The 21,246-nt window shown below is 57.1% G+C and carries 17 protein-coding genes; 7 read left to right on the forward strand and 10 right to left on the reverse strand.

Annotation, left to right across the window (positions count from 1 at the left end; all coding sequences use genetic code 11):
• Nucleotides 1-19: 19 nt before the first annotated feature.
• From LKO31_RS09330 to LKO31_RS09340, 3 genes are all read right to left on the reverse strand, one after another.
• On the reverse strand, nt 20-979 hold the full coding sequence (locus tag LKO31_RS09330) for a DMT family transporter (RefSeq protein ID WP_227690070.1): 960 nt from the start codon (nt 977-979) through the stop codon (nt 20-22).
• A complete protein-coding gene (locus LKO31_RS09335) occupies nt 976-1,986 on the reverse strand; it encodes a threonine aldolase family protein (RefSeq protein WP_227690071.1) in 1,011 nt (336 codons plus the stop codon). Before LKO31_RS09335 ends, LKO31_RS09330 begins: the two co-directional genes overlap by 4 nt.
• 109 nt (nt 1,987-2,095) lie before the next feature.
• On the reverse strand, nt 2,096-3,310 hold the full coding sequence (locus tag LKO31_RS09340) for an argininosuccinate synthase (RefSeq protein WP_227690072.1): 1,215 nt from the start codon (nt 3,308-3,310) through the stop codon (nt 2,096-2,098).
• Nucleotides 3,311-3,506: 196 nt separating this feature from the next.
• Here LKO31_RS09340 and LKO31_RS09345 point away from each other — a divergent pair, with 196 nt between their 5' ends.
• Nucleotides 3,507-5,579 (forward strand): S46 family peptidase, encoded by a 2,073-nt coding sequence (locus LKO31_RS09345; protein WP_227690074.1) that lies wholly within the window; start codon nt 3,507-3,509, stop codon nt 5,577-5,579.
• 63 nt (nt 5,580-5,642) lie between these two features.
• Here LKO31_RS09345 and LKO31_RS09350 read toward each other — a convergent pair whose 3' ends face one another.
• Complete coding sequence (locus tag LKO31_RS09350) at nt 5,643-6,881, reverse strand: SAM-dependent methyltransferase (RefSeq protein ID WP_227690076.1); 1,239 nt, start codon at nt 6,879-6,881, stop codon at nt 5,643-5,645.
• Nucleotides 6,882-7,075: 194 nt separating this feature from the next.
• The gene (locus LKO31_RS09355) at nt 7,076-8,782 is read right to left on the reverse strand and encodes a class I adenylate-forming enzyme family protein (RefSeq protein WP_227690078.1); all 1,707 of its coding nucleotides are present in this window, start codon (nt 8,780-8,782) and stop codon (nt 7,076-7,078) included.
• 78 nt (nt 8,783-8,860) lie between these two features.
• Here LKO31_RS09355 and lgt point away from each other — a divergent pair, with 78 nt between their 5' ends.
• The 5 genes from lgt to LKO31_RS09380 are packed head-to-tail and all read left to right on the forward strand — an operon-like array spanning nt 8,861 to nt 13,529.
• Nucleotides 8,861-9,736 (forward strand): prolipoprotein diacylglyceryl transferase, encoded by an 876-nt coding sequence (gene lgt / locus LKO31_RS09360; RefSeq protein WP_407699269.1) that lies wholly within the window; start codon nt 8,861-8,863, stop codon nt 9,734-9,736.
• Between the two features lie 7 nt (nt 9,737-9,743).
• Nucleotides 9,744-10,838 (forward strand): class I SAM-dependent methyltransferase, encoded by a 1,095-nt coding sequence (locus tag LKO31_RS09365; protein WP_227690080.1) that lies wholly within the window; start codon nt 9,744-9,746, stop codon nt 10,836-10,838.
• Nucleotides 10,835-11,356, forward strand: a complete 522-nt coding sequence (locus tag LKO31_RS09370) for a GNAT family N-acetyltransferase (RefSeq protein ID WP_227690082.1) — start codon at nt 10,835-10,837, stop codon at nt 11,354-11,356. Before LKO31_RS09365 ends, LKO31_RS09370 begins: the two co-directional genes overlap by 4 nt.
• Nucleotides 11,353-12,123 (forward strand): peptidoglycan editing factor PgeF, encoded by a 771-nt coding sequence (gene pgeF, locus LKO31_RS09375; RefSeq protein WP_227690084.1) that lies wholly within the window; start codon nt 11,353-11,355, stop codon nt 12,121-12,123. Before LKO31_RS09370 ends, pgeF begins: the two co-directional genes overlap by 4 nt.
• On the forward strand, nt 12,123-13,529 hold the full coding sequence (locus LKO31_RS09380) for an SLC13 family permease (RefSeq protein ID WP_227690086.1): 1,407 nt from the start codon (nt 12,123-12,125) through the stop codon (nt 13,527-13,529). The genes pgeF and LKO31_RS09380 overlap by 1 nt, the downstream gene beginning before the upstream one ends.
• Before the next feature lie 68 nt (nt 13,530-13,597).
• Here the strand turns inward: LKO31_RS09380 and LKO31_RS09385 are convergent, their stop codons facing one another.
• On the reverse strand, nt 13,598-15,172 hold the full coding sequence (locus LKO31_RS09385; protein WP_227690093.1) for a DEAD/DEAH box helicase: 1,575 nt from the start codon (nt 15,170-15,172) through the stop codon (nt 13,598-13,600).
• A gap of 343 nt (nt 15,173-15,515) precedes the next feature.
• On the opposite strand from LKO31_RS09385, the gene LKO31_RS09390 reads away from it, so the two are divergent.
• The gene (locus tag LKO31_RS09390; protein WP_227690095.1) at nt 15,516-17,018 is read left to right on the forward strand and encodes a glycerol kinase; all 1,503 of its coding nucleotides are present in this window, start codon (nt 15,516-15,518) and stop codon (nt 17,016-17,018) included.
• Between the two features lie 35 nt (nt 17,019-17,053).
• Here the strand turns inward: LKO31_RS09390 and rpmE are convergent, their stop codons facing one another.
• From rpmE to bamA, 4 genes are all read right to left on the reverse strand, one after another.
• A complete protein-coding gene (gene rpmE, locus LKO31_RS09395) occupies nt 17,054-17,281 on the reverse strand; it encodes a 50S ribosomal protein L31 (RefSeq protein ID WP_227690598.1) in 228 nt (75 codons plus the stop codon).
• Nucleotides 17,282-17,436: 155 nt separating this feature from the next.
• Entirely contained in the window at nt 17,437-17,916 is a 480-nt protein-coding gene (gene fabZ / locus LKO31_RS09400) for a 3-hydroxyacyl-ACP dehydratase FabZ (RefSeq protein ID WP_227690097.1), read from the reverse strand.
• 8 nt (nt 17,917-17,924) lie between these two features.
• On the reverse strand, nt 17,925-18,590 hold the full coding sequence (locus LKO31_RS09405; protein WP_227690098.1) for an OmpH family outer membrane protein: 666 nt from the start codon (nt 18,588-18,590) through the stop codon (nt 17,925-17,927).
• Nucleotides 18,590-21,241: an outer membrane protein assembly factor BamA gene (gene bamA / locus LKO31_RS09410; RefSeq protein ID WP_227690100.1), complete on the reverse strand. Its 2,652-nt coding sequence runs from the start codon at nt 21,239-21,241 to the stop codon at nt 18,590-18,592. Before bamA ends, LKO31_RS09405 begins: the two co-directional genes overlap by 1 nt.
• Nucleotides 21,242-21,246: the final 5 nt, after the last annotated feature.

Below are 21,246 nucleotides of genomic sequence, written 5' to 3' on the forward strand. Positions count from 1 at the left end.
GCGCTTTTCTTTTGGATCATCAGCCTTGCGGATCAACCGGCACAGACACCATATTGCCGTTAAGGCTGGGCTTTGCGGGCCGTTTGATCACCGCAATGATCAGGCCCACCATCGCCAGCGCGCCGCCATAGATGGAAAGGCTGGACCAGACATAGCCTTCCATCAGCGTCGAAATGCCCATGGCTATCACAGGGATTAACACGCCCGACCATGCTGCCTGCCCCGGCCCAACTTCGCGAATGATGTTGAAATACATCGGGAAGCTAATCGCGCTGCCGATAACCCCAAGATAAAAGACGCCCGCAATATAGCCCGCATTCACATGCAGCGTCGGCGCGCCCACGGTCACCAGCGCGAACAATGCATTGATAAGAGCGCCAATCAGCATCGCCCATGCCAGCATCACCACCATCGACTGACGGCGCGCAAATTGCGTCCCCTGCATGATATTAGCCGTAGAGGCGGACATTAATCCGGCCAGTGTCAGCGCAATGCCGATGATCACCGCCGAGGAACCCATCGATGCGGCGCGATATTCATGGATCAGCATCAAGGCCACCCCGACGATCGCCACGCCCGCCCCCATTAAAAATCGCCGTTCGAGCGGGGTTTTCAAAAATGCACGGCCCATGATGCTGTTTGGCACAATCATCAGCGCATAGATGACCGCAACCAAGCCAGAGGTAATGAAAGCCTCCGCCCGATAGACGAAATTAAAGTTCAACACGAACTGCGCCAAGCCAAGCAGTGCCGCAAAACCCAAGGCTTTACGTCCGACGATCAGCTTTTCCCCGCGCAGCGCGCCGTAAAGAAACATCGCAGCCGCAGCAATGAAGAAGCGGTAAGCGACCGACCAGGTCGGCGGAACAACACCTAGCTGGTCCTTAATGACAATCCATGTCGAACCCCAAATCAGGGTGATGATGATGAACGGAATGAGGACGCGGGGCGTCAACAATGTCGCCTGAGGCTGGTTCATAGCGCCGCAATCGCCGCAGCCAATTCGGCCACTGCCCTTTCATCTTGATCCCAGCTGGTCACCAAACGCGCCAAATCTTGCCCCCAATCATAAAAATCAAAACCCTGCGTCCGCAGAATCGCCGCTTCCTGTGCGGTTAACCGCAGAAATATCTCATTTGCTTCAACAGGATAGTACAAACGGTCGCCCGCTGCTGCTGCGATACACGCCGCTCCGCGATTGGATGCACGGGCATTTTGCAGCCACAGATCGTCTTCCAACATCGCCTGAATTTGCGCTGCGACGAACCGTCCTTTGCTGAGCAAATGACCGCCGCGTTTTTTCAATTCACGCACACCGGCCCCGCCGCTGTCGCCAAAAAAGACCATCGCCTCCGCTGTCATCGCACCATTTTTGGTGAAACCAAAGGACAGCGCATCCACACCGGCCCGCCATGTGACATCCGCAGGCGAACAACCCTGATGCGCCACCGCATTGGCAAAGCGCGCCCCATCCATATGCAATTTCAGACGATGCCTGCGCGCCACTTCGGCAATTGCGCCGACTTCGCTGGGCGACCAGCTTTGGCCATATTCGCTCGCATTGGTAATGCTGATCGCGGCGGGTTGGATTTGATGCACATCTTGGCGAATGCCCGCTAATTTGGCCTGCAACCCCTCGGCGCTGATCTTGGCCCCCGCCCCGCCCAAGGTCATCAGCTTGGCACCGCCCGCATAAAAAGCAGGCGCACCGCATTCATCCACCTCGATATGCGCTTCTTCGTGGCACAATACCGCCTGCCATGGCCGCACAAAATGGGCGAGAATGATGGAATTTGCCACCGTACCTGTCGCCACCCACACCACTTCTGCGGGGGTTTCAAACAGGTCGGAAAAGGCCGCGTCCAAAGACTGGCTGATCGCGTCACCATCATAAGCCGTGTCGACATGATTGGCGGCCATCATCGCCTCCATCACCTTGGGATGAACAGCGGCGGCATTGTCGGAGAAATAGCGTTTCGAAACCATATGCGCTCTGTAGCGCGAGCCGCCGCCCAGCGCACCCGCTTTTCCACACGAAAAAAGGGCGGCCAGACCAACGCCTGACCGCCCTTTTCAATGTCGCTGATTGCGCCTATTAAGCTTGCTTCGCCAACAATTTCAGGCGCAGAGCGTTCAGCTTGATAAAGCCTGCGGCGTCCTTTTGATCATAAGCGCCCGCATCATCTTCGAACGTCACATGGCGTTCGCTATACAGGCTGTGCGGCGACTTGCGGCCCACCACATTGGCATTGCCCTTATACAGCTTCAGACGAACCGTGCCCGAAACCTTGGCTTGGCTGTGGTCGATGGCCGCTTGCAGCATCTCGCGTTCGGGTGAGAACCAGAAACCATTATAGATCAGCTCGGCATATTTCGGCATCAGCTCATCCTTCAGATGGGCCGCGCCGCGATCCAGCGTGATGCTTTCGATGCCGCGATGCGCGCGAGCATAGATTTCGCCGCCGGGCGTTTCATACATACCGCGCGATTTCATGCCGACATAGCGGTTTTCCACCAAGTCCAAGCGGCCAATGCCATGTTTGCGGCCCAGATCATTGAGCGCGGCCAGCAAAGTTGCAGGCGACATGGCTTCACCGTTCAGCGCAACGCCATCGCCCTTTTCAAAGTCGATGGTGATATATTCCGGCGTATCCGGCGCGTCTTCGGGGTTTACCGTGCGCGAATAAACATAATCGGGGGTTTCTTCCCACGGATCTTCCAGCACTTTGCCTTCTGACGAGGTGTGCAGCAGATTGGCGTCGGTCGAAAATGGGCTTTCGCCGCGTTTGTCCTTGGGCACCGGAATCTGATGCTCTTCGGCAAAAGCGATCAAGGCCGTGCGGCTGGCCAAGTCCCACTCACGCCAAGGTGCAATCACCTTGATGTCGGGGTTCAGCGCATAGGCCGACAGTTCGAAACGCACTTGGTCATTGCCCTTGCCGGTCGCGCCATGCGACACGGCGTCCGCGCCCACTTCCTTGGCGATTTCAATCAAGCGCTTGCTAATCAGCGGACGCGCAATCGAGGTGCCGAGCAGATAATCCCCCTCATAACGCGCATTGGCGCGCATCATTGGGAAAACGAAATCGCGGACAAATTCTTCGCGCAGATCGTCGATATAAATATGCTCGGGCTTAATGCCCATCAATTCGGCCTTGGCACGGGCTGGTTCCAGCTCTTCGCCTTGGCCAAGGTCCGCCGTGAAGGTCACGACTTCGCAATTATAGGTGACTTGCAGCCACTTCAGGATAACGCTGGTATCAAGGCCGCCAGAGTAGGCGAGCACAACGCGCTTGATAGAATCGGACATTTCGACACCTTTTTGGTGGAATAGATAAAGTCGCGCGGCTAGCAGCATAGCCTGTTTCGCGCAACCTTATCGACAATAGAAACGGCCCAATTCGACCTTTCTGAATAAGATAACATGTATTTTAAGATAGAAATGCGTTTGCCCACAGCAAATTTTGAAATAGGGCTTATCGCAACCAACCTTCCAAGGATATTTTATGCGTAGAGCATTATTTTTGGCGGCTGCGGCTGCCGCTCCTTTTATCATCACCCTGTCCACCCCTGCCGCCGCTGAAGAAGGCATGTGGACCTTTGACGCCGTACCAACCCAGCAAATGACCAAAGAATATGGCTGGGCACCGGACCAAAAATGGTTGGACGACCGCCGCGCCGCTGCGCTGCGCCTGACCAATGGTTGCTCGGCCTCCTTTGTATCCGCCGAAGGTCTGATCCTGACCAACCATCATTGCATCGTGTCCTGCCTGCAAGACCTGTCCTCGGCCGATCAAGACTATGTCGCCGCCGGTTTTAATGCCGCCACCCGCGCCGAAGAAAAGGCTTGCCCTGGCCAACAGGCGGAAACCGTCACCAGCATCACCGACGTTACCAAAGATGTGCAGGGCGCGATTGGCACGCTGACCGGCGCTGCCTTGGTCAAGGCCCGCGATGCCCGCATTGCCGACATTGAAAAGGCCAATTGCACGGATTTGAACACCACGCGCTGCCAAGTCGTCACTTTGTTCGGCGGCGGCCAATATAAGCTGTATCAATATCGCAAATATAGCGATGTGCGCATTGCTTGGGCCCCCGAATTCCAAGCCGCTTTCTTTGGCGGCGACCCCGATAATTTCAACTTCCCGCGCTATGCGATGGATGCGGCTTTCTTGCGCGCCTATGACAGTGGCAAGCCCGTGGCATCGCCCCAGCATTTGCAATGGAGCCCCCGCGCGCCGCAGGCCGGCGAAATCACCTTTGTCATCGGCAACCCTGGCAGCACCCAGCGCCTGTGGACAGAAAGCCAGCGGGAATTTCAACGCAGCCAAGCCCTGCCGATGCGCCTGATCTTGATGAGCGAATATCGCGGCCAATTGCTGCGCGCCATGAAGGAAAGCGCCGACAAAAACCGCGAAGCGGGCGACACATTGTTCGGCATTGAAAATAGTTTCAAAGTGTTCAACGGACAATTGCGCGCACTAAACGACAGCGCTTTCAAAGCCAAGCTGGCAGCCGGTGAGGCGGACCTTCGCGCCCGCGTCAATGGCGACGCCAGCATTGGCGACCCTTGGGCCGATATTCAGGCCGCCGTCGACCAGCGCTTGCCCACCTATTTGGACGCCAATTTCCTGTCGAGCGGCCCCGCCAGCTATAGCAGCACCGCTGGTTTTGCCCGCACCTTGGTGCGCGCCGCCAAGGAACGCGCCAAGCGCAACGCCGACCGCAAGCCCGGCTATACGGACAGCGCCCTGCCCTTGACCGAAAAACGCTTGCTGGCCGACACCCCCAGCTATGGTTGGCTCGAAGAATTGGGCGTGGAATTTTGGGCCAGCAAAGCCCGCGAATATCTGGGCAACGACAATGCGCATATCGCCGCCCTGCTCAAGGGCCAAAGCCCCGCAGCCTTTGCCAAGGCCTTGGCCGCCAGCAAACTGAGCGACCCTGCCGTTCGCAAGCAATTATGGGATGGCGGCGCCGCGGCCATTGCCGCGTCCAACGACCCGATGATCGCATTTTATCGCACGCTCGACCCGATCAGCGAGCAGATTGAGGCCGATTTCGACCAAAATTACGATGCCCCCGTCACGGCGGCGCAGTCGAAATTGGCACAGGCGCGTTTCGCGGCCTATGGCGATACCAATTATCCCGACGCCACCTTTACGCTGCGCTTATCCTATGGCCGCGTAGCAGGATGGAAAGAACGTGGCGCGGACGTTACCCCTGTCACCCATATGGGCGGCACCTATGACCGTGCAACGGGCCAATTCCCCTATAATATGGCCAAAGCCTTTGAAGCGAAAAAGGGCAAGTTCGACGCCAACACCGTCTATGACTTTGTCACCACCAATGACATTATTGGTGGCAACAGCGGTTCACCCGTCATCGCCAAGGATGGCAGCGTCATCGGCGCAGCTTTTGACGGCAATATCCATTCGCTGGGCGGCAGCTTTGGCTATGATGGCGCGCTGAACCGCACCGTTGCGGTGTCCACCGCCGCCATTCAAGTGGGTCTGGACACGCTGTGGCCTGCCCCTGCCCTGTCGCGGGAACTGAACGCCAAGCGCAAGAAACGCTAAACATTTGGTCGGGCGGGTTCGCTGCTACAGGCTCCCGCCCGATCCCCATTTCAAAATCGGGGTTTAGCCCAAATAAGCAGCCTCATGCGCCGCCATATAATCACGGATCAGCGGCAAGGCATGGCGGCTGCGGGCATATTGGATTTGATAATTGCCCATGCCCCCGCTTTCAAAAGCAGCGGTCGCGCCCGCCAAATAAAATGTCCACATGCGATAGAATTTCGCGCCCATCATCGCCTCAATCTCCGCCCGTTTTTCAACGCAGCGCGCATACCACTGACGCAGCGTCAGCGCATAATGCAGGCGTAGCGTTTCGACATCGGTCACAATCAAGCGGCTGCGCTCCGATGCCGCCACGGTTTCACTCAGCGCCGGAATATAACCGCCAGGGAATATATATTTGCGGGTGAACGCATCGGTCGCCCCCGGTCTGCCAAAGCGGCCGATGGTGTGAATTAACATCACCCCGTCGGCGGTCAGCAAATTGGCGGTGCAGCGGAAAAATTCTTCGAAATTGCGTGCGCCCACATGTTCAAACATGCCGACCGATACGATGCGGTCATATTGCCCCACATCGCGCACGGCCAAATCCCGATAATCGATCAATTCAAATGTCACGCGGTCCGCCAGCCCTTCGGCCTGTGCGCGTTGCTGCGCCATCGCCAACTGTTCTTCGGACAAGGTGATGCCATGCACACGGACATTGGCAAATTTGGCCAAGCTTATGGCCATCCCGCCCCAGCCACAGCCAATGTCCAACACCCGCTGCCCGTCTTGCAGCGCCAATTTCGCGGCAATATGCGCCTTTTTCGCCTGCTGCGCTTCGTCCAAACTGATGTCGGGGCGCGGCCAGTAAGCGCAGCTATATTGCATGTCGCTGTCCAGAAACAGGCGATACAGGTCATTACCAATGTCATAATGATGCGCAACATTGGCCTTGGATTCCCGCCGCCGATTGATGCTGTTCAGCCGCGTCTTAACCCAATCCAGCGCCTCTCCCACCGCTGTTAAGTCTTTTAACTTTTCGCCCCTATCCCATGGCGTATTGGCGCGCAGCAAATGGATTAAATCCATAATATCGCCATTTTCGATGATCAGATCGCCGTCCATAAAGGCTTCGGCTGCGCCAAGGCGTGGGTCCAGCACCACATGGCGCATCGCCCGCTTGCTGGTAAAGCGCACCGTCAAATTGGCATATCCCGCTGTAGGGACGCCGAAAACCTCTTCGCCGCCGTTTGGTGCCAATATGGTCAATTGCCCATAGCGAATAACGCGCGATAAAAATGGGCGAAGAATGGACATGCTTGCTCCCTTGCCAAAGAATTTTTCGGCATGGGCGCGCGGTCAATTGGCCCTGATGACACGCCCCCACCCTTTCAAATAATCGATGGTCTGCGCTACGGTTCCCCCACCATCATATTCGGCACGATTATGTCGCCATATATGATGGACGCGTCAGGCGGCATTACAACCGGCTGCGCGTCCATGATCCTGTCTTATGCGGCGGTTTCCAAGGCATATTGCCCACGATAGAAATTTCGCAGCGACACTTTGTCGATTTTCTCACTGCCCAATTTGGGCAGCGCCGATGGCGCCAGCCAAATTTTCAGCGGCACCTTAAAGGCAGCCAAACGCTCGCTCAGAAAGGCGGTCAAAGCTTCGGCATCCACGCGGCTGTCGGGTGTCATCCACACCACCGCGCCGACCACTTCGCCCAAACGTTCGTCCGGCAAACCAAAGACCGCGCATTCCTTGGCGTCAGGATGCTCGTAAATTGCGGCTTCCACTTCTTGGCAGCTAATATTTTCACCGCCGCGAATGATGATGTCTTTTTTGCGATCAACGATGAACAAATATCCATCCTCGTCCAAATATCCCAAGTCACCGGTGCGGAAATAATGGTCTTTGGTAAAGGCATCGCGCGTGGCGTCGGGCCGGTTCCAATATCCTTCGAAATTGGCGATGGAGCGGATACACACTTCGCCAATTTGTCCTTGGGGCAAGGCATCCCCCGCATCATCCATAATCGCCAAATCGACCAATGGCTTGGACGCGGGGCCAGTGGACAAGGGCTTTTCCAGATAATTGTCACCCAAATTGCCGCAGCCAACCCCATTGGTTTCGGTCAGGCCATAGCCCAGCAATGGCTGGCCGCCGCCCATGCCGTCCGCGATGCGTTTGACATGTTCGGGTGGTCGCGGTGCGCCGCCCGCCGCATAGCTGGCGCAGGTCGACAAATCATATTTTGAACGGTTCGGGTGCACCAGCATTTCATAGCTCATCAGCGGAACGCCAACGAAATAGCTGATTTTCTCCTGTTCAATCAGGCGCATGGCTTCTTCGGCGTCCCATTTGGGCATCAACACCAATTTCCGGCCAATCGCAAAGCTTTGCAGGAACACCGGAACTTCGGCCGTCACATGGAACAAGGGCGTGCAAATCAATGTCGCGGGCTGAAGGTCCGACGTGATGCCATCTTGCGCCATTAAATAAGCCATGGATACGGACTGGGCGACATAGTTGAATGTCCCCTGCGTCACGGCCCGATGACGCGAATAGGCCCCCTTGGACTGTCCGGTGGACCCCGATGTGAACAAAATCGTTGCCAGATCATCGCCCGTCAATTTGGGCAGCGCCGTATCGGGATTGGCACCTGCCGCCAGCAAGGGCGATATGGCCTGATCAATATCCAAGCTGATATCGAGTTCGATCACCGGTACCTTGTGCCCCGCCTCTGCTAGCCGAGCGGCGCGGGGGCTGTCGGCAATCACCAGCGACACTTCGGTTTCGTCAATCGCCGCGACCAATTCACCGCCCTGCCACCATCCATTCAGCAAGGTGGCGCATCCGCCCGCCATTAAAATGCCAATATAGGCCACACACCAAGCATTGGCGTTGCGCATTGCCAAACCGACGCGGTCACCCCGCTGGACCCCATGCCCATCCACCAAACCAATGGCGACTTGGCGGGCGGTGGCATAGAGTTCAGCAAAGCTCAGCCGCTTGTCACCTTCGACCAAAAAGGTGGCGTCCCCGTGCTGTGCACAGAAAAAAGCGACATAATCCACCAGATTGTCGGGCGCATTGCTGATATAAGGAAAGCTGCGGCCGTCGCTATCAATGGTGCCAAGCTGGATCGGCCCGCCCGCTGCGGTAATGGCTTGATAGGCCGCGTCTATGCGCAAATCGAGCGCTGATGGCATCTTTCATCTCTCCTCTTGGTCTCTTGGCCCGAAACCCTTATGGGTTATGTCCTCTCCCCGGGAAGGACAGAGACTTTCATGTTATTCACAGATATACTAGCCCAAGCTTCATCCTATGTGAATTTTCACGACCTGATGGGGTCGAACAGCGAAGTGGCGTTCAGCATTTTCGGCCTGCCAATCCGTTGGTATGCCTTGGCCTATCTGGCTGGAATCTTTATCGGTTACTGGTATTTGCTGCGCCTTATCGCCCAGCCCGGTGCGCCTATGGCCCGACGCCACGCCGATGATATGATTTTTTACGCGATGCTGGGCATCATCATTGGTGGCCGCATTGGCTATGTGCTGTTTTACAATTTGGGGGCCTATTTGGACAATCCGCTGGCGGTATTCCGCCTGTGGGATGGCGGTATGTCCTTCCACGGCGGTTTAGTCGGGGTGTTGGTCGCCATTTATTATGTCACGCGCAAGGAAAAGCTCAGTTTTCTGCGCTTTGCCGATTATGTCGCCTGTGTTGCGCCCTTTGGCTTGCTTTTTGGTCGCTTGGCCAATTTCGTCAATGGCGAGCTTTGGGGCCGTGCCACGACGGTTCCTTGGGCGGTGATTTTCCCAGACAGCGGCAGTATGGACCCACGCCACCCCAGCCAATTATATGAAGCCGGCCTCGAAGGCCTGTTGATGCTGCTGGTGTTGGCCTATTTATTCTGGCGCACCAAGGCCCGTTACAAGCCCGGCCTGATGACCGGAACGGCATCCCTCATTTATGGCCTCAGCCGCTTTTTCGTCGAATTTTTCCGCGAGCCCGATGCCCAATTGGGAACCTTGGGTTGGGGGTTGACCATGGGCCAAACCTTGACCTTGCCGATGATCATCATCGGATTGTGGTTGATCATGACCGCCAATGGCCGCCGCCAGCGGATTGAACCGATTGCGGGGCCAGATAGCATTGCCTGATAATCCCATGTCTGACGGCCAAAATTTTGACGCCCCGCCACTGTCCGGCGCGCTGCCCACTCCCCAAGAATTGGCCGCGCAAATCGCGGCCCAGCGGGTCACTAGCATCGCCGATTATATGGGCGCGATGAACGCCCATTATTACGCCACCCGCGACCCCTTGGGCGCGGCGGGGGATTTTACCACCGCGCCGGAAATCAGCCAATTGTTCGGCGAAATGATCGGCATTTGGATAGCCGACATCTGGACCCGCGCGGGCCGTCCCGAATTTCGCTATGTCGAATTGGGGCCAGGGCGCGGCACCTTGGCGGTAGATGCCTTGCGCGTCATGGCACGGTTTCAAGCGGTTCCGCAATCGGTGCATTTGGTGGAAACCAGCCCGACCTTGGCCGCCGCCCAATTGGCGCGCATCCCCCATGCCCAGCATCATGATGATGTCGACGCCTTGCCCGATGACCTGCCGCTGATCATCATCGCCAATGAATTTTTCGATGCCCTGCCCATCCACCAATATATTCGCACGGAAAATGGTTGGCGCGAACGGGTGGTGGTGCGCCAAGATGATCGCCTGCAAGCCGCAGCGGGCGATACCGCTGCCGATGAATTGGTGCCGCCATCGCTGCGCCAGCATGACGTGGGCACCATTGTTGAAACCACGCCCCTGTCCGCCATGATTATGCACAAATGCGCCGCCCGTCTGGTGCGCGGCGGCGGGGCTATGTTGGCGATTGATTATGGTTATAGCGGCCCAGCAGCGGGGGACAGTTTGCAAGCGCTCCACCGCCACCAATTTGTCGATGTCTTTGCCCAGCCAGGCGAAGTCGACGTCACCGCTCACGTGGATTTCACCTGCCTGCGCGATGCCGCTGCCCATGCTGGAGCGCGGGCCACCGGCCCCGTTCCGCAGGGCCAATGGTTACAACATATGGGCATTGATACCCGCCTAGGCAGCTTGCTGCGCGCCGCCCCTGACCGCCAGACAGAGTTGATCAGCGGGCGCAACCGCTTGGTCGAAGACAAAGAAATGGGCCAATTATTCAAAATTTTGGGCGTCACCGCCCCCCATTGGCCCGCCCCCGAAGGATTTATAATTACCCCATGACCATCGCTATAACCCCCGCCACGCCGCAGGATGCCGACGCCCTGTCCGCCTTTGCGATTGCATCGTTTAAACACACATTCGCCCATTTATATGACCCCAAAGATTTGGCGATGTTTCTGGACGAGTGGAACCGTCCCGATGATCTAGCGGCGCAAATTAACGCAGCGGATTGGGCCGTGGCTTTGGTGCGCGATGATGCGGGCGACATTTTGGGTTTTGTGAAAACCGGCCCTGCCGACCTGCCCTTGCCGGACGACCAACCCCGCGACCATATTACGGAATTACACCAGCTTTATGTTCATGAACGCGCCAAAGGCCAAGGCGTAGCAGCTGCCTTGATGGACTTTGCCATTCACTGGGCCCGCCAACGCGCCCAGACTTTTTATCTGTCCGTATTCAGCGAAAACCCCCGCGCCCAGCGTTTTTACAGCCGCTATGGATTTTACGATGTGGGCCGCAACCCGTTTCGCGTCGGCAACCATATTGACGAAGACCGTATCTGGAGGCTGGATCTGTGACATCCCATCCCCCCTTTGTGACCGCCCCGACATTGGCAGGCGTCGCCCATGGTTTTTTTGGTCGCCAAGGCGGCGTGTCGACCGGCGATTTGGCATCGCTCAACACCGGTATCGGGTCCGATGACGACCCCGCCCTGATCCAAGAAAACCGCCACCGTGTGATCGCCAGTCTGTCGCCCCAAGCGGCACTGGCGGGCCTATATCAGGTGCACGGCGCCGACTGTGTGATCATCGACGAACAAAGCGACCTTGGCCAGCGGCCACAGGCCGACGCCATGGCCACGCGCACAGCGGGTATCATGCTGGGCATATTAACCGCCGATTGTGTGCCCGTCTTGTTTTGGGATGCCAAAGCCGGTGTGATTGCCGCCGCCCATGCGGGGTGGAAGGGCGCGCTGGCCGGTGTGACGGACAACAGCATAGCCGCCATGCAAAGCCTTGGCGCATCGCCCGACAATATCTGCGCCGCCATCGGGCCGTGCATTGGCCGCGCATCCTATGAAGTGGATGACAGCTTTGTCGCCCGCTTCACCGCTGCCGACCCCGCCAATGAACGGTTTTTCGTGGCCCATAAACAAGGCCATGCAATGTTCGATATTGCGGCCTATGTCGCGGCACGGCTGGCGCAAGCGGGCATCAAACGCATTGCCATGACCGGCCAAGATACTTACGCTGCGCCCACAGAATATTTCAGTTACCGCCGTGCGTGCCACCAAAATGAAAATAGCTATGGCCGCCAATTATCGGTGATCGTTTTGGAGAGTTAATGGATAAAACACGCCTGTTCGGCCTTGGCGGCGGATTGATAGCCTTTATCATCATGCTGATCCTGCCACCGCCGACAGGCATGGAGCCCATGGCATGGCGCATTGCCGCCATGACCATGTTGATGGCTATTTGGTGGATGACCGAGGCTTTGCCCCTGACGGTCACCGCGCTCATCCCCTTTTTGCTGGTCCCGATATTTGGCGTGATGAGCGCCAACGACATCGCGCAAGAATATTACAGCCCCATTTTATTCCTGATTTTGGGCGGGGCCTTTTTGGCGCTGACCATCGAACGGGTCGGCCTGCACCGCCGTATTGCGCTGGCGCTGCTAAACCGCGCTCGGCCCACGCCCACGGGCCTGTTATTCGCTTTTATATCTGCAACCACCACCATTGGCCTGTTGGTATCCAACACCTCTACCGCGCTGATCATGCTGCCCATCGCCTTGGCGGTCATCCAAGCCGCCGGCATCAAAGAGGGAGAGACAGAGGGCTTTGCTGGCGCAGTGGTGATGGGCACCGCCTTTGCCGCCACCATCAGCGGCTTTGGCACATTGGTGGCCAGCCCCACCAACGCCATTGCGGTCGGCCTGATCAACAAAAGTCTGGGCACCGACATCGGATTTTTGGACTGGTTGAAATTTGGTATGCCGATTGTGCTGATTTCTGTGCCGCTGGCGACATGGGTGTTGGCCCGCGTCCACCGGCTGGATCAACATGATTTCGATCCCAATGCCGCCCGCGCGGCCTTGGGCCATGCCGAACCATGGTCGGCGGCGGAAAAGCGGGTGGTGCCCATTGCTGTCGCCGTCGTCGCGACATGGATCGCCCAGCCGTGGATCGCGCCCTATTTCCCCAATGGTTCGCTGACCGACGGCACCATTGCCATTGCGTTCAGCATATTACTGTTTCTGGTGCCCGATGGCACGGGCCGCCCGCTGCTGAATTGGCGCGAGGCCGACAAAGCCCCTTGGGCGGTCATCATGCTATTCGGCGGCGGCTTGGCCTTGGCCGCCGCGATCAGCGACAGCGGGCTGGCGGCATGGCTGGGCGTGGTGCTGGCCCCGCTAACCAGCATGCCGCTCTTCCTATTGGCACTCATCATTGTGGCGCTGACCATCTTGGTCACAGAATTTGCCAGCAATGTCGCCACGGCCAGCGGCATTATGCCGGTGTTAACCGCGCTGATCGCGGCCACAGGGGCGGACCCGATATTGATGGCGATGCCCGTCGCCATGGCCGCCAGTTGGGGCTTTATGATGCCCGCTGGCACCGGTCCCAATGCCTTGGCATGGTCAACCGGTCATATCGCCCTGCCCCGCATCTTAAAAGCAGGGTTTATCTTGGACCTGATGGGCGCGCCCTTGTTGGTCGGCGTGATTTGGGCGGTCGCCAGCATCGGCTAAGTTCGCCATGAAAAAAGGCGCAGCCCCTTGGGTGCTGCGCCTTTTTTCATAAAGGTTTATAGGACAGATTAGCCCAAACGCGTCACCGCGCCCTTATGCTTGCCCACGCCGCCATTGCGGGGGCGGAAGCGGCGTTGTTCGCCCTGTCCTTCGCCACCACGCGGAGCGCCACCACGATTGTCGCGGTGTTGCGCGGGACGGCCTGCGCCTTGGCCTGCACCGTGGCGGGGATCTTGTCCGCCATCACGGCCTTGGCCTTCAACGCTCTGATCGCGCCACTTGCCATCGCGGCCCTGACCGCCCCGGCCCTGACCACCGCGACCCTGACCGCCATTACCACGGCCGCCGCTTTCGCTGCGCTGTCCACCATCACGGCGCTGGCCCCCGTCACGGCGTTCACCGCCGCCCGACTTGCCGCGCAGCGCATCGTCGCGCTGACGCTGCGGGTCGCGGCCACGGCTGCCGGTATCGCGGGGCGGAGCCGCAGGCTTGGGCAGATTGCGCACCATTTCGCCAAAATTATCTGGCAGCTTTTCGGGTTCAGCGCGGGTGCGGGTTACACGCTCAATATCGCGCAAATAGGCCTTTTCATCCGGCGCAACAAAGCTGATCGCCTGACCCTCGGCCCCAGCTCGTGCAGTGCGGCCAATGCGGTGAACATATTGTTCTGGCACATTGGGAATTTCAAAATTGATCACATGGCTGACGCCCGACACGTCAATGCCGCGTGCCGCAATGTCGGTGGCCACCAGCAATTTCACTTGGCCGGCGCGAAACGCCTGCAAAGCGGTGGTGCGCTGCGCTTGGCTCTTGTTGCCATGAATCGCAAAGGCTTGGATGCCCGCGCCCGCCAAATGGCGCACAACACGGTCCGCGCCATGTTTGGTGCGGGTAAAGATCAACGCACGGTCAATATCTTCGGTGCGGACGATATGGTGCAACAGCGCTTGCTTTTCCTTTTGTTCGACAAAGGTAATGCGCTGTTTAATCTTTTCGGCGGTGGTGGCTTGCGGCGCGACAGACACGGTTACCGGATCGTTCAAAAACTGGTTGGCCAGCGCCGCAATTTCCTTGGGCATGGTGGCCGAAAAGAACAGATTCTGACGCTCGGCAGGCAGGATTTTTGCCACGCGGCGCAGGCTGTGGATAAAGCCCATGTCCATCATTTGGTCGGCTTCGTCCAAGACGAAAATTTCCACATCATCCAAACGCAAGGCGCGCTGGTCGATCAGGTCGAGCAAACGGCCTGGGGTGGCGACCAAAATATCGACACCGCCCGCCAAATCCTTGATCTGGCGATTGATCGGCACGCCGCCGAACACAGTCGACACGGCCAATTTCGCAAAGCGCGCATAATCGCGGCAATTTTGCGCAATTTGGGCGGCCAATTCGCGGGTCGGCGACAGCACCAACATACGGGTTCCGCGCGGCGAGCGCGGCTTGGGGTTGCTCAGCAGATAATGCAGCGACGGCAGCGAGAAAGCCGCCGTTTTACCCGTGCCGGTTTGCGCAATACCGCACAAATCACGACCTTGCAGCAACACCGGAATGGCTTGCGCCTGAATGGGGGTGGGTTCGCTATAGCGTTTGGCAACCAACGCACGCTCAATATCAGCGTGCAGGCCAAAGTCTTTAAATTCCATTTTTCATTTTTCCACAACTGGCCGCGCAGCACGTTCGGATCGACCAAACGCACCAAAGCGGGTTCGAAACGACCCGCGTGAAAGGGTGCCTCAAGAGACATGCACAGCCGGCTAGCCCATATGCTTGTGGATATGGATATCACGCTGCCACGAAATTTAAGCGGATCTGTGCCGCTCATCTGCGCTGGCGGTGCCTATGGCAGAAAATGCGGTGAATTGCAAATCTGATAGCCAATGGTGCCGCATGGCTCCATTCCCTCCCTCTTGCCCCCATTGCATTTTCAGCACATCCTTTCCGCACAGCGGCAGCCCATCATATGGGCGTCGATGGTGGAGGATTGGCATGGCCCAGAAAATCATCGTCATTGACGAAGGCACAACATCGACCCGAACTTTGCTATTTTCCGCCAAAGGAAAGGTCTTGGCCGCCAGCCAGCGCGAACTGACCCAGCATTATCCCGCCCGCGGTTTGGTGGAACATGATGCCGACGAAATATGGAAAGCCACGCTGGCGACCACCAAAGACATGGTCAAAAAGGCAGGCGGCGCCGCCAAAATCGCGGGCATCGGCATTACCAATCAACGCGAAACCATTATATTCTGGGATCGCAAAACCGGAAAACCCCTCGCCCCCGCTATCGTCTGGCAAGACCGCCGCACCGCCGATATCTGTGATGCTTTGCGGGCGGATGGCCATGAAGATATGGTCCAAAGCAAAAGCGGTTTGATCTTGGACCCATATTTTTCCGGCAGCAAAATCGGCTGGGCGCTGAAACATTGGCCCGAACTGCGCAAGGCGGGTGATCGCTTGGCGGTCGGCACCGTGGAATCTTATTTGATCTATCGCCTGACGGGCGGTCTACATGTCACCGACGCCACCAATGCCGCCCGCACCCAATTGATGGATATTCGCACCAGCAAAAACGGCCAAGGCGGCTGGGACACTGACTTATGCGATTTGTTCGGCGTCCCCCCATCCATCTTGCCGGAAATTGTTGGCTGCACCGAAAATATCGGCGTGACGGACAGCAAGCTATTCGGCGCGCCCATCCCCATTTGCGGCATGGCGGGCGACCAACAGGCCGCTACCATTGGCCAAGCCTGCCTGAAAAAGGGGCAAAGCAAAGCAACCTTTGGCACTGGCGCCTTCATCCTAACCGCCACCGAGGGGCAGCAGATCCGGTCAAAAAATCGCCTGCTATCCACCATTTTGGTGCAGGACGGCGACACCCGCCATTATGCGATGGAAGGGTCGGTCTTTGCTGCGGGCAGCTTGATTAAGTGGCTGCGCGACGGATTGGGCTTGCTGGCCAATGCCGCAGAGAGCGAGGCATTGGCCCGTTCCGTTCCCGACAATGGCGGTGTCTATTTGGTCCCCGCGCTGTCCGGCCTTGGCGCGCCCCATTGGCGGCCCACCGCGCAAGGCGCTATTTCCGGCCTCAGCTTTTCCACCAGCAAAGCCCATGTGGCGCGGGCGGCGCTGGAATCCATGGCCTATCAGATGCGCGACCTAAAAGACGCCTTTGCCGCCGACGGCATGAAATGGAAGGAATTGCGGATTGACGGCGGCATGGCAGCCAATGATTGGATGGCGCAAGATCTGGCCGATATATTGAACCTGACGGTCGAACGGCCTGATATGATCGAAAGCACCGCTTTGGGCGCGGCCATGTTGGCGGCGACGGGCGCGCGACTTTACCTCAATTTGGCCAGCGCGGTCGATGCCATGCACGGGGGCGGTAGCCGCTTTACTGCCAATATCACGCCCCAGATACGCAAAACGCGCCTTGCCGGTTGGCAAAGCGCGCTTGCAAAGATTTTGGATGATGCGGCCTCTAGCGGCTGAAATGTCCTTCAAGCGCGAAGCCGCAATAGTCCAAATTAACGCTTCAGCGACAGGCCGCCGAAACGCTTGTTGAACTTGGCAACCTGACCACCTGCGTCCAACATACGGCCCGTGCCGCCGGTCCATGCGGGGTGAGCGGTGGGGTCGATTTCCAGCGCCATCACGTCGCCTTCTTTGCCCCAAGTCGAACGGGTCTGATATTCCGTGCCATCGGTCATCTTGACGGTGATGGTGTGATAGTCGGGGTGAATGCCAGCTTTCATTTTATTCGCTCCAATACCACTGGTTTCCGACCAGCAGCGTAGGTTTAAGTCCGAAGACATGAAGATCGGCCCTGTAATGGCCAAATCCAGAAAATGCAACCATCCTTCCCCGTCCCACCATCAGGCGGGGCGGGAAAGATATGGCCGAGATCAGATTATTCGCTTGGCGGGTCCGCGATCATGGCGGTGAAGGTGCATTCCGTGGCCAATTGACCATTGAGCATCGCCTTGCCTTCGAATTTGCAGATATTGCGTTTTGCCTGCAAAATCGTGACATGCAGGTCCAGCAAACAGCCTGGCTCCACGGGTTTACGGAATTTTACGCCGTCAATCCCCATGAAATAGACCAGCTTGCCTGTGCCCGCCAAACCCAGCGATTCAATCGCCAACACACCGCCAGCCTGTGCCAAAGCCTCGACAATCAGGACGCCCGGCATAATCGGGCGACCGGGAAAATGGCCTTGAAAGAAAGGCTCATTCATCGTCACGGCTTTGATCGCGTGAATCGTGTGATCTTTGACCATCGATTCGACACGGTCCACCAACAACATCGGATAACGATGCGGCAGCAAAGAAAGGATCCGGCGGATATCCACCGGACCCAATGCTTCACCCTTTACGTCAGCTGCGCTCATCGTCCGGCTTAGCGGCTAGCGGGCTGATTGGCTTGTGGCTGGGCGGCTGCGGCGCCAGCTTGCAATTGTTGGTTGCGTTCTTGCACCAGCTGACCGGGCTGATAGCCAGCCGGCGGCGTGATCGTCACGTTGGGCAGAATGCGGTTCAATTCGGTCACAACCGAATCCGTGATATCTACGTTATTTTCACGTGCCAAAACAGCATCGGGCTGCAGCAACAGGTCAATTTTCTTGGCGGTCATCGCGGCGCGGATCGCTTCGTTCATACGAATGCTGATCTGGTCTTCGACATAGGCCAGAGCCAGTTCAACCGGCGCGCCAATGCGCTGCAATTCTTCGCCTGCCGACTGACGCTTGGTTTGCACAGCCTGTGCAGCCGCCTGAAGCGCGGTCGCATTTTGCGGCGTCTTGCGGGCTTCTTCGTTATATTTCGCAATCAGAACATTCATTTCTGCTTGCAAGGTCTGGCCGCGCGATTGCTGCTGATCGATCGACGCCTTGTGGGTCGTCTGGATTTGCTGCGAAGCAACGGTGAAGGCATTGGAACGAGCCGCAGCGACGCGAACGTCAGCAACCGCAATCGCTTTAGCCTGTGCAATGGCCGGCGTGGCCAGCATGGGCGAGGCCGACAGCGTGGCAATGGCCAGTGCCGAAGCAACAAGAAGTTTCTTCATTAGAATTGGGTTCCTACGTTGAATGAAAAGCGTTTCGGATCATCGCCATCTTCTTTGCGGAGGGCGTATGCGAAGTCGATCCGGAACGGACCGAAGGGAGAATTCCAGTTGACGCCCGCGCCAATAGCGACGCGGGGTTTCCATGTATCACCAAAATATTGCTCGTCGAACGGTGCCATCGCCGTACCCGTGGTACACTTTTGATACACTCCGGAGCCTACCTCAGTTTCCTCTGCGAAAGAGCGACCACTCGTCGCGGCATCACGGCAGATAAATTTCAGCTGACCATCGGATGGATCGATGAAGTCATTCAGCTTTGTCAGCGTTGGCCGCTTCACACCCCAAACCGACCCCACATCAAGGAAGATCGATGGTCGTAAACCCAGTTCTTTGGCACCGGAACCCAAGGGAATGTCAACTTCCGCGCGCGCCATATAATAAGCCCGACCGCCCAGAGCATCGTCGTAACTGTTGTTACGGTCGGTGTTCAACTTCGCCAATGCGGGATCAGCATTATAGCTTTCCAAACCATATCGGATTACACGCGGACCAACGCCGCGAATATCAAAACCGCGCATTTGAGGTTCGCCTAAAAAGAAGCGATCCGTCAACCGAACCTTGTCAGATCCGGTGTTGCTGTTGTTTCCAAGGGCGTGAATATAACCGCCTTCGGCCGTCAGGTTCAAAATGAACTGGCCGGTCAGACGCATGTGCTTCGACGCGTTCAAGCGCGTGCGCACATAACGCACATTCCCGCCCAGACCCGCAAAATCTTGGCTGATCGATGCGGACTGGCCGCGCGTCGGACGCATGCGATTGTCGCGGTTATCAAAGGCCAGTGTATAACCGATCAAGGATGTCGTGCGCTTGCCAATAGCGTCGCACAAATAACGACCCGCCACCAACGGATCACACTGATCGCCAAAATAATAGAGGCCCTTGTCGAGCGACACATCGTCAAAGTTCAGGCTGTAGCGCGCGAAGAATTGCATGAACTCGGTCAGCGGAACGCCAGCGTTCAACTGGAATCCGGTCGTCACCTGTTCAAAGGTCGTGCGGCGTTCGTTGTTCAAACCAAATTGGAAGCTGTTCAAATCGCGGCGATAGACACTGCCGCCGACCGAGATGTTGCGGTCGAACAAATAAGGCTCTGTAAAGCCCAATTCGATGGATTTCGAATAGCTGCTATAGTTGACCGAAGCGGACAATTGTTGGCCCAAACCACGGAAGTTGCGCTGGCGGATCGACCCTTGGACCAAGAAATTCTCGATGGACGAGAAACCTGCCGACAGTGACAATTCGCCCGTCGGCTTTTCTTGTACATTGGTTTCCAAAATGATCCGGTCCGGCGTGCTGCCTTCCTTGCGATCAATCGTCATATTTTCTTGGAAATAGCCCAAGCTATTGAGGCGGTTTTCCGTCCGCTTGACGCCAAAGCTGTTAAACGCATCCCCTTCGTTCAAACGGAATTCGCGGCGGACGACCTTGTCATGCGTCAGCGTATTGCCGTTGACGTCAATCCGCTCGACATAGGTGCGCGGGCTTTCGCTGACGTTAAAGGTAATCCCCATGGTGCGGGTTTCAGCATTGCGCGTAAATTCGGGGTTGATATTGGCAAAGGCATAGCCGAACAAACCCGCCGTTTCGCTCAGGCTTTCGACGGTATCTTCGACCAATTTGGCGTCATACCAATCGTCCTTCTTCATCGGCAGCATGGCCTTCAGCGTTTCCGGTTGGAAATCGCGCAACTCGCTTTCGACATTAATGTCGCCAAATTTGTACCGCTCACCTTCTTCCACCACATAGGTAATGATGAAATCTTGGTTGTTGCTGGTCAGTTCGGCCACCGCCGAAATCACGCGGAAATCGGCATAACCATTTTGCAGATAAAATAGGCGCAGCTTTTGCTGGTCATAGGCCAGACGGTCGGGGTCATAGCTGGTGTTGGACGACAACATGGTCATCAGGCCTGTTTGCTTGGTGGCCATTTCGCCTTTCAACTGGCCGTCCTTGAACTTCTCGTTCCCGACGATGTTAATCTGGCGAACCTTGGACTTTGGCCCTTCGGTAATTTCAAACACCACGTCGACACGGTTTTGGTCCAATTGAACCATTTTGGGTTCAACGGTCGCCGCAAAACGGCCCTGACGCTTATAGAGTTCGATAATACGGGCCACGTCGGCGCGTACCTTGCTACGGGTATAAATTTGGCGCGGAGCCAATTTAATTTCCGGACGCAGCTTGTCTTCTTTCAGGCGCTTATTGCCTTCCAAGATGATGCGGTTGACGACGGGGTTTTCCGCAACTTCGATCACCAAGGCTCCCGCATTGTCGGTGATCTGATAATCTTTGAACAATTCGGTGGCGGCCAAATCCTTCAATGCCTGATCCAGCATCGAGCGGTCATAAGGCTGACCCACGCGCAGGCGCAGATAGGACAAGATCGTCTGCGCTTCCAAACGCTGATTACCTGTGACCGTGATCGACTGAATGGTCGACGCGGCAGCAGGAGGAACGACCGCTACCGAAGGAGGCGAAGCAGGCCGTGACGCCGTTGGCGCAGCCGTTTGTGCCATCACCGGCGCTGCGGGCCAGGTCATCATCGTTCCTGCCAACAGCAGGATCGACAATTGCTTTGGGGCCGTTTTCATATGTG

Source organism: Sphingopyxis yananensis, assembly GCF_020687785.1.
Classification (GTDB): Bacteria; Pseudomonadota; Alphaproteobacteria; order Sphingomonadales; family Sphingomonadaceae; genus Sphingopyxis; species Sphingopyxis yananensis.

What these genes read in the sequence shown, in the direction of transcription:
- bamA (WP_227690100.1), bottom strand. Translation starts at nt 21,241, where the DNA reads ATGAAAACGGCCCCAAAGCAATTGTCGATCCTGCTGTTGGCAGGAACG.
- LKO31_RS09335 (WP_227690071.1), bottom strand. Translation starts at nt 1,986, where the DNA reads ATGGTTTCGAAACGCTATTTCTCCGACAATGCCGCCGCTGTTCATCCC.
- LKO31_RS09345 (WP_227690074.1), top strand. Translation starts at nt 3,507, where the DNA reads ATGCGTAGAGCATTATTTTTGGCGGCTGCGGCTGCCGCTCCTTTTATC.
- LKO31_RS09340 (WP_227690072.1), bottom strand. Translation starts at nt 3,310, where the DNA reads ATGTCCGATTCTATCAAGCGCGTTGTGCTCGCCTACTCTGGCGGCCTT.
- LKO31_RS09370 (WP_227690082.1), top strand. Translation starts at nt 10,835, where the DNA reads ATGACCATCGCTATAACCCCCGCCACGCCGCAGGATGCCGACGCCCTG.
- LKO31_RS09390 (WP_227690095.1), top strand. Translation starts at nt 15,516, where the DNA reads ATGGCCCAGAAAATCATCGTCATTGACGAAGGCACAACATCGACCCGA.
- LKO31_RS09355 (WP_227690078.1), bottom strand. Translation starts at nt 8,782, where the DNA reads ATGCCATCAGCGCTCGATTTGCGCATAGACGCGGCCTATCAAGCCATT.
- lgt (WP_407699269.1), top strand. Translation starts at nt 8,861, where the DNA reads ATGTTATTCACAGATATACTAGCCCAAGCTTCATCCTATGTGAATTTT.
- LKO31_RS09380 (WP_227690086.1), top strand. Translation starts at nt 12,123, where the DNA reads ATGGATAAAACACGCCTGTTCGGCCTTGGCGGCGGATTGATAGCCTTT.
- LKO31_RS09365 (WP_227690080.1), top strand. Translation starts at nt 9,744, where the DNA reads ATGTCTGACGGCCAAAATTTTGACGCCCCGCCACTGTCCGGCGCGCTG.
- LKO31_RS09350 (WP_227690076.1), bottom strand. Translation starts at nt 6,881, where the DNA reads ATGTCCATTCTTCGCCCATTTTTATCGCGCGTTATTCGCTATGGGCAA.
- rpmE (WP_227690598.1), bottom strand. Translation starts at nt 17,281, where the DNA reads ATGAAAGCTGGCATTCACCCCGACTATCACACCATCACCGTCAAGATG.
- LKO31_RS09330 (WP_227690070.1), bottom strand. Translation starts at nt 979, where the DNA reads ATGAACCAGCCTCAGGCGACATTGTTGACGCCCCGCGTCCTCATTCCG.
- LKO31_RS09385 (WP_227690093.1), bottom strand. Translation starts at nt 15,172, where the DNA reads ATGGAATTTAAAGACTTTGGCCTGCACGCTGATATTGAGCGTGCGTTG.
- fabZ (WP_227690097.1), bottom strand. Translation starts at nt 17,916, where the DNA reads ATGAGCGCAGCTGACGTAAAGGGTGAAGCATTGGGTCCGGTGGATATC.
- LKO31_RS09405 (WP_227690098.1), bottom strand. Translation starts at nt 18,590, where the DNA reads ATGAAGAAACTTCTTGTTGCTTCGGCACTGGCCATTGCCACGCTGTCG.